Genomic DNA, 8,445 nt, shown 5'->3' on the forward strand with positions numbered 1-8,445 from the left:
TCCAAGCCACCTGCAAAACTGATGAATGACAGTTGCGAATCACCCCCGAAATGTTGATGTTTCGGGGGTGATTTTTATGCATATCGCCTGCGATTTTGATTGCGAATCATTCTTCGGGTTTCCCAAAGCTGCATGTCGTTGGACACACTTGCGCCACGATGGCGGTCGTTGGCATTCGGCAAAGCCGCCGGCGTTCACTCCCTTTTGCCGCTCCAATCGTCTCCACCTTGATTCGAATCAAATTCAAGTTCGTTTGCATGCTGGCACTACCCGTATTTTTAGGCGATTGAGAAGCTTATCGCTTCTTCTCCATGAGTTCCCATACGAGGACCGCGCCTTCGGGGAGACTGTAGGATTCGCGGCCAGCAGTAACGTACCCGCGCCTTTCTTAGAAGCGCGTCTCCGGCAGTGAGGAGTCTACCTTCGCGCAGGGGTGCCCCTCGAAGACCCGTTTCTCGAGAATGCCCATGGCGATACACCCGAGACCCTCTCCCCGGCGGTCGTCCTTGACGAAGACCCGCGTGATGTGGTTGCCGTCGACCAGGATGCCCACCCTGCCGCACCCGATGTCTTCGACGATGGCTTCGCAGCTGTGCAGGCTCAGGAAGAAACCCACGACCGCTGCGGGGCAATAGTTCGGATAGACGTGCGAGATGGTACCTTAGACCAGGTCGAACTCCATTTCCGCGTGCCGAGCTTCGGCCTGGATGCAGCGCATGATCAGCACCTCTCGTGTTCTTTCCCTTGCTTTTTGAGCCGTACTCAGATGGTTCATGCAGGAAGCGGTGACGCCATGGAGACAAATGTCACCGGTTTGATTACTAGACGCAAAATGACCGCGTTTCGCGTCTGGGAATCAAATGCTTCCTTCCCGGCTCCTTGAGTGCCGAGATTGGCACGGCTCGTGCGGCGAGGCTCGCATGTTGTCAAAATACCCCCAAATCTGGTACTGATTTGACCCATGTGGTCGCATTGGCACTTGCAACCATGCTAGTCGATTTTCAAATGTCAAAAGTATAGTAAATACGCTATACTTCTGACATGGCAAAAATCGATGACATATACGAGGGAGTCGACGATTTCGGGCTCATCACCTCATCCGAGGCGGCGAAGCTCGGGATGTCCAACGCCGAGCTCGTCCAGCAGGCGAAAGCGGGAAAGCTCGTCCGCGTTGCGCGCGGGGTGTACCGTATGCCCGTCTGGCCATCCCAGCCCCAAGCCCCCTTCGCGATCGCAGTGAAGGCGGCAGGCGTCGGGGCCTTCCTCTACGGAGAGTCCGTCGTCGCCCTACTCCAGCTGGCACCCACGGACCCATCCAAGATGTGGGTCGCCACGCCGAACCGCGTCCGGCGGGACCTAGGGAAAGGCGTCAGGATCGTCAGATCAGATGCCGAGCCGACTTGGATCGACGGCGTTCCCTGCCAGCCGCTTGCTGCCGCGATAGCCTGCGCCGCGCAGACCATGGGCGCCGACAGGGCACTCGAGGCTGCTTCCGAGGCGCTGCGCATGGGATATCTGAACGCAGGCGAGAAGAAGGAAATCGAGGAAAAGATCGAAAGATGACGAAGAAGCCGAACGGCATGCGCCACCTGGACGACGCGATCAGGCGCTCGTGCGGAGGCGCTGCGCAGGATTACATGAGATTGCGCACGCGCATGGCCAACGCCATCGTCGCTCAGATGCTCCCCGACGGCGTGGTGAAGGGCGGAAGCTCGATCAAGATGCGCTACGGCGACGCGGCGACGAGGTTCACTACAGACCTGGACATGGCGACGGCCATGGACGCCGACCTCAACATTGAAAGGCTCAACGACCGCCTCCGCCAAGGCTGGGAGGGCTTCACGGGACGCGTCGTCCGCAAGGATCCGGCCTCGCCGAAGGACGTTCCCGAGGAATATGTCATGCAGCCCTGCGAGGTGAAGCTCTCGTACCTCGGCAAACCGTGGTGCACGGTTCCGCTCGAAGTCGGATTCAACGAGATCGGCGATGCTGACACCATCGAGTGGTCGGACATGCCAGATGTCGCGGAGTTGTTCGAGGGAATTGGATTCCCGCCTCCCGGAAAGGCGCCGCTCATGCCACTAGACCACCAAGTTACCCAAAAGCTGCATGCGGTATCAGGCGCGGGCGACCGAGCCCGCGACCTCGTCGACTTGCAACTCATCATGCACAGGTCGGAAGTCGACCTTGTCGCGACGCGAAGGATCTGCGAGCGGCTCTTCTCTTACAGAAAGGCTCAGGAATGGCCTCCGATCGTGTCGAAGAAAGCTGGCTGGGACGAGCTCTACGCAGAGCAGGCATCCGACCTTCCCGTTCTCGATGACGTCGATTCTGCAATCGATTGGGTCAACGATCTCATCGTTCGCATAGGGAATGCAAAATGATGCACCACAGAAGAACGGGACCGAAGAAAGGGTCATGAATGGACGGCCATAAGGAATATCTGAGCGACATCATCGAGGGCAAGAAAACGCGTTTCGTCATACCCGTTTACCAGCGAAACTACGACTGGAAGCCGGAGCAATGCGGAAGGCTGTTCGACGATCTGGTGGAGGTCTCCAAGACCGGACGCGAGGAGCATTTCTTCGGCAGCATCGTATCCCAGACGCCGCGCGGAGAGCGCGTCGTCATCGACGGCCAGCAGCGTATCACCACGGTATTCCTACTCTTTGCCGCCATCAGGACCCAGGTCGAGAAAGGCGTCGTCAAATCGCAGGAAGAGGATCTCGCCGAAGACATCGCCGAGTATTACCTCATCGACGCGAGGCACAAGAAAGAGCGCAAGCTACGCCTGAAGCTAGTGAAGAACGACAGCGAGGCGTTCGGGGCCATTCTCGATGGCAAGGACGACGCATATATCCAGGGCTCGAACGTGACCCAGAACTACTTGTACTTTCTCGACCGCATCGAAAAGATGGACATCTCCGTCAACGAGCTCTACGAAGCTATCAAGTCCCTTTGCGTTATCGACATCACCCTCGACCCCAAAGACGATGCCCAGCTGATCTTCGAGAGCCTGAACTCGACGGGACTCGACCTTTCCGAGGCCGACAAGATCAGAAACTTCGTCCTCATGAATCTCGACCCAGAACTTCAGGAGATTTACTACGACGATTATTGGAATCCGGTCGAACGCAACACCGACTACAAGGTGAGCGACTACATCCGCTTCTACCTTTCTGCTATGGAGGCGAAGACCCCCGCTATCAAGAAGGTGTATCCGGCGTTTAGGACGTATACAACTAAGAAGTTCCACGATCCCGACGGCGGAGTGCTCAGCCTCGACACGAAGGCCCTGTTCGAAGAGCTTCTGAACTATTCGAAGCATTACAAAACCTGCATTCACCCAAATACAGGCGTGAAGAGCATCGATTCCGCCCTCGAGGCCATCAGGGTCTTCGACGCGTCGGTCACCAGACCCTACCTTCTCAACCTGCTCGAGTACCGAGCCCAAGGCGACATCGACGACGATTCGGTCTCCGCGGTGCTGTGGATGATTGACTCGTACCTGTTCAGGAGATGGGTGTGCGGCGTGCCTGCCAACGCCTTGAACAAGGTGTTCGAGACGCTGCACGGAGACGTGCTGAAGGGCGTTTCCGATGGAGCCGATTACGCCGAGGTGGTCAAATACGTCCTGACCCATAAGAGCGGCACTGGGCGCTTCCCCGACAACGAGGAGTTCCTCTACGCACTCGACACGCGCGACTTCTACCGCATCCAGAACCGCAAGCTCTACCTCTACGACAGGCTCGAGAACGGTTCGAGCGAGGAGCGCGTCTCTGTCGTCAAAGGTCTCGAGGAGGGCAGCTTCTCCGTCGAGCACGTCATGCCCCAGACGCTGAACGCCCAATGGAAGGAGACCCTGGGCGATGACTGGGAGCGCATCCACGAGGAGTGGTGCCACAAGATGGCCAACCTCACCGTCACCGCGTACAACTCAGACTACAGCAACAGGCCTTTTGAGCAGAAGCGAGATATGAGGGACGGCTTCAGGTCCAGCGGATTCAGGATGAACCACTGGATCGGCCAGCAGGAAACCTGGGGCGAAGAGCAGCTCAGAGTGCGCGAGAGGATGCTGGAAGAGCAGTTCCTCGAGACCTGGCCACTGCCTGAGTCCTCGTACGAGCCCTCGAAGGCTCTTCCCGAGGTTGCCGAGCTCGATTCCGACACCGAATTCACCGGCAGGAGGATCGCCGCTTTCAGCTTCATAGGGGTTCGATATATTGCGACGCAGTGGAACGACATGATGGCGAAAGTCCTGCAACTGGTATATGAACTGGAGCCGGCGAAGATACACTCGCTCGTCGACGGATCGAACTATCCTGGAACGGCATTTTGCAGCACAGAATCCGCAGGGCATTCGAAGATCGCGAACGGAGTCTACGCTCGCACCGCATCCAGCACTGCGGCAAAAATCGACTTGCTGAAATGCGTCTTCGATATCTGCGAGATCGATGCCAGCGAGCTCTCCTTCGAGATGCCGCTGGATGCCAGCGAAGAGTAGGAGGAGCATAAATGCGTGATGCTGGCCTTACTATCAATACTTTCAAAAAATGTGATATGCATGTGCATTCAAGCTCGTGCTTTAGCAGGAGATATGACAAAGCTACTTTTTTTCGGGCTGTACTCAAGAGCGAATTAGATGTCCTTGCAATAACGGATCACAACAGCATAGATGTTGAACTGCTGACCGATCTACAGAGCCAAATGAAGGGTAAAGGGAAAGTCCTCTTTGGAGGCGTCGAGATAGACGTCATGCTAAAGGACGAAACGATCAAAGCCTACGGCTTAGAAACCGGTGGGAAAGGTCGCTTCCATGCCATCGTATGGTTTTCGATGAATCATGCCGAAGAGATGGCAGCTATCGTAAGAGAACTTTTCATCTCGGCGATTATCAAGAACGAACTCATTGACAGCGACGATGACGGCAAAGCTGAAAAAATACAAAATCTGGAATTGCTTGATTGTAAATCGTTCTCCAAAGCAGCGGAAGCAACTGCGATCTATCTCGAAGAATTTCAAGAAAGGGCAGCGGCGATACCGCATTTCTTTGTTCCACATGAGAATAAAGACAAGAGTCTGTCAGAGTACCTACCAAATAGGTCGAAAAAGAACCTGGATTATAAAGACAGGCTGTTTTATTACAGCCATGCAATGGCGGTTGAAGGCGGTGAAAAGAGTCGGAAATATATATCGGACGGCCTAGCTTCAGAACTGAATACCACCGTGGCAGCCTTCCTTTTCAGCGATGCGGGGAAAATCGGCGATATCGGGAAAAAGTACACCTGGATAGATTTTGATTGCGATCTCGATTCTCTCCTGTTGGCAATCAGCGATCCAGAAAGTCGCATTCGAACTTCTGACGCATGCTCCATCCTTCCACAATCAAACACTACAAAATTCTTAGAATCAGTCAGCTTTAATGTATGGACAGACGGTGGTAGGCAAAATAGCGAAACAATCACACTGCCTTTCAGCCCTGGGTACAACGGCATAGTTGGGTCAAGAGGAAGCGGAAAGACCCTATTGGCAAGCTTATTGGCAGACAAGGGACTGGATACATATGCGGCATTCGTCGATTCTGATTCCGTCCGATTTTTAACCCATGGCGGCATTCCCACAAAAGACCGTCCACCATGCTTGTACCTTAGCCAAGGCGAGCTCGAAAATATATATGCGGATGGCAGATACGAAGAGATTCCTTTTCTCGGTGAAATAATTTCGCCATTAAAGGAGAACGCAGCAAAGTCAATCGATGCGGCAAAGCAGCGGTATAAAGACGTCCTCAGACTTGAGAAGGACCTACTTGCAGCGTTTGAGAAAAAGTATGATTCCGGCCCAGTTCATATCGACCATCTTGAGGAGGAGATGCCGTCCGGCATAACTCTTACTGCGCCGACAACTCCAGTCAAGGCTTTTCCGCAAGTGGAAAACGCCATCAAGCATCTTAGGGAGATATCTGAAGCGACAGAAGCTCTGGAAGACAAGAGCAAGCTCATCAAATTCAGTGACGATTATCCAGAAGATAGATCTCTTTTTGATGAGTTGGAGAGGGAATCGCGCGCTATTGAGAGCGACATCAAAGTTCTCTCGACAAGAGTCAGTGGATTCATATCGCTTCTTGGCGAAATAGACGAGGCGTGGTTTAGCCAACGTGAGCAAAACGTGACTCTGTTTTTTGAAATGCTCCATGAATGCAACAACTCCAGCGGGTCAACCAAACGCCATCAATACGACGAGAAAACGAAGGCCGCAAATACGTTCTACGATGAACTTTTCGAACTGCGGGAGTCTCTCGAACACCTGAACAACGAAGCTCAAAAAGCATATGAGCAGATGCTCGATCCAATTCAGCCGGTAGAACTGACAAATGACGGTGAGCAGATTGTCGTTAGCTTAGTCCACGATGATTGCGCAGCGTTCAATGATCTCGTTAGAGCGCTTGTTCCCACAGGAATAAACGCTCTTGCTCACGCTTTTCTTGAACGATCAAACAAGACCGATATGCATAAATTGTTTAATGGAACAAAATTTCGGAGTGTAAAAAACCAAGGCTTGCTTTCCTACTACAACCATTACTTCGACTTACTTGAAAAGTTGGCAAGCGATTCGATTGAACTAAAAAGCTGCGTGGTTATTGCTGGTAAGAAGATTGACGACATGTCCCCCGGCATGAAAGCGCAGGCGTTACTAAAGCTATTCCTCAACGATCAAGTGTCAGCAGGAAAATGGGTATACATAGTTTTGGATCAACCTGAGGACAATCTTGATGTCGCAACCATAAAAGAGTTCCTTATCGATAGACTGAAGAAGCTCAAGCTGGATGTTCAGTTTTTCGTCGTGAGCCATTCTGCTCCGATTATCGTCAACGGTGACGCAAGGACTGTAGTTGTATGCAACAACGATGACGACAATATTTCGTATAGATGCGGAGTGTTAAACGATAAGCACACCAAGCAGTCAATCGCCGATGTGCTTGATGGCGGTGAGCGCTATCTGAAGATGAGGCTTAACAAATACAATTTCAAGATCGGAGAACAGAATGGTAACGATTAACAAGGACGGGCATGTAATCATTTCCCTTGATGATCTGTCCTACGACCTGAACGTGTCTAAGGATTACTCAGACTTCTTACTAAAAGTCACTTCTCCCTCGAGCGATGTAAATCTTAATGAAGATTGCTTTACGATCGAAGAGGGATTGGATGACGATAAGAGCGCGAAAGCACGCAGATACGCTGAGTTCTTAATCGATTTCGTTCAACGTCGGGAGAAGCAGCAAGACGAAGCGGGCAAATTATCTACTGCAAAAGAACGCGAGGAGAAAATTAGAGCTTTCATCGATCGCCTGAATAAGACGGAAATTCAAGACTAGTTAATAGCTGATTATCTTGGTTTCTATGTAATATCGGCGCAATCTGCACCGCCCTGCTCCATCGTGCACCGATTCGGAAAAGAGGAACGTTCGCAAAGCCACCCGCAACTACTCCCGCAGGAGAGACAGGGAGTGATTGTACGGGCTTCTCCTTGGCGGGAAATGCGGTATCATCATCCCGACAGAAATGAATCAACGTTTGATTCGCGATTGATTCGGACGTAGTAGCACGAGGTGATACTTGATGACACATACTGATATGCAACGTGCAAATGCATTCATCGAGTGCGAGTGATTCCGTTCAAAAGAGTATTACTTATCAGTAGTGCCTCGTGGCATCAAGAGACACTTTTCTTTTTGTACCATATCGGTTTTCTGCAGCAAGCCGTTTGAGTTTATGGTCGTCATGAACTGGGATTACACCGAATATCAGGATATTTCTTTATCAAGGTGCGTTCTCTATATGCTGCAATTATCGCGTAGCCAGTTTCGATATAGGGTCTTGATTTAGCCAAGGTCGCATTTTGTTTGGCACCCATTTAGTACCCAGCTAAGCTCGTTGGTACCCATAGGGGCATTTGACCTGTTAGTTTCGTTATTCTTGCCGAAGCACTTCCGATGGGTCCCGCTATGAGAAGCGCAGCAAGGGCGAGCCCGTCTGCATCGACGACGAGATCCCGTTCGATATCCCTGAAGGCTGGGAGTGGGCAAGGCTTGGCAATATTGTTTATCAACGTGCGCAGCTTAAGCCAACCTCCGCATTCAGCTATATCGATATTGGATCCATTGACAACGCCCACCAGCGTTTGAGCTCTAAGGAAACTTTGATTGAAGCCGATAAAGCACCTTCGAGGGCACGCAAGCCTGTCAAGTTGGGTGATGTTCTCTATTCAACGGTACGACCCTACTTGCATAACATGTGCATCGTTGACCGCAAATTCTCGCTACCGCCAATCGCAAGCACGGGTTTTGCGGCGATGGTTTGCCTCGATGGTATATCGAATGGGTATTTGCTCAACTATTTGATGTCCCCAGATTTTGATACGTACGCTAATCGCACCGACAATTCA

7 protein-coding genes are annotated in these 8,445 nt (G+C 52.1%); 6 read left to right on the plus strand and 1 reads right to left on the minus strand.

The window, feature by feature from the left end; all coding sequences use genetic code 11:
• Positions 1–388 precede the first annotated feature (388 nt).
• Positions 389–616, minus strand: a complete 228-nt coding sequence (locus HMPREF1023_RS04250; protein WP_009304920.1) for a hypothetical protein — start codon at positions 614–616, stop codon at positions 389–391.
• Positions 617–1,041: 425 nt separating this feature from the next.
• On the opposite strand from HMPREF1023_RS04250, the gene HMPREF1023_RS04255 reads away from it, so the two are divergent.
• The 6 genes from HMPREF1023_RS04255 to HMPREF1023_RS15895 form a co-directional block, all read left to right on the plus strand.
• Positions 1,042–1,563 (plus strand): type IV toxin-antitoxin system AbiEi family antitoxin domain-containing protein, encoded by a 522-nt coding sequence (locus HMPREF1023_RS04255; protein WP_009304921.1) that lies wholly within the window; start codon positions 1,042–1,044, stop codon positions 1,561–1,563.
• Positions 1,564–1,655: 92 nt separating this feature from the next.
• Positions 1,656–2,384, plus strand: a complete 729-nt coding sequence (locus HMPREF1023_RS04260; protein ID WP_232228681.1) for a nucleotidyl transferase AbiEii/AbiGii toxin family protein — start codon at positions 1,656–1,658, stop codon at positions 2,382–2,384.
• Between the two features lie 38 nt (positions 2,385–2,422).
• Positions 2,423–4,504, plus strand: coding sequence for a DUF262 domain-containing protein (locus HMPREF1023_RS04265; protein ID WP_009304923.1), 2,082 nt, complete (start codon positions 2,423–2,425; stop codon positions 4,502–4,504).
• A gap of 11 nt (positions 4,505–4,515) precedes the next feature.
• A complete protein-coding gene (locus HMPREF1023_RS04270; protein ID WP_009304924.1) occupies positions 4,516–7,056 on the plus strand; it encodes a PHP domain-containing protein in 2,541 nt (846 codons plus the stop codon).
• Positions 7,043–7,375, plus strand: a complete 333-nt coding sequence (locus HMPREF1023_RS04275; protein ID WP_009304925.1) for a hypothetical protein — start codon at positions 7,043–7,045, stop codon at positions 7,373–7,375. The genes HMPREF1023_RS04270 and HMPREF1023_RS04275 overlap by 14 nt, the downstream gene beginning before the upstream one ends.
• Positions 7,376–8,199: 824 nt before the next feature.
• The coding region (locus HMPREF1023_RS15895; RefSeq protein ID WP_232228682.1) for a hypothetical protein at positions 8,200–8,445 on the plus strand (246 nt) is incomplete at its 3' end.

This window comes from Eggerthella sp. 1_3_56FAA (assembly GCF_000185625.1).
Classification (GTDB): Bacteria; Actinomycetota; Coriobacteriia; order Coriobacteriales; family Eggerthellaceae; genus Eggerthella; species Eggerthella lenta.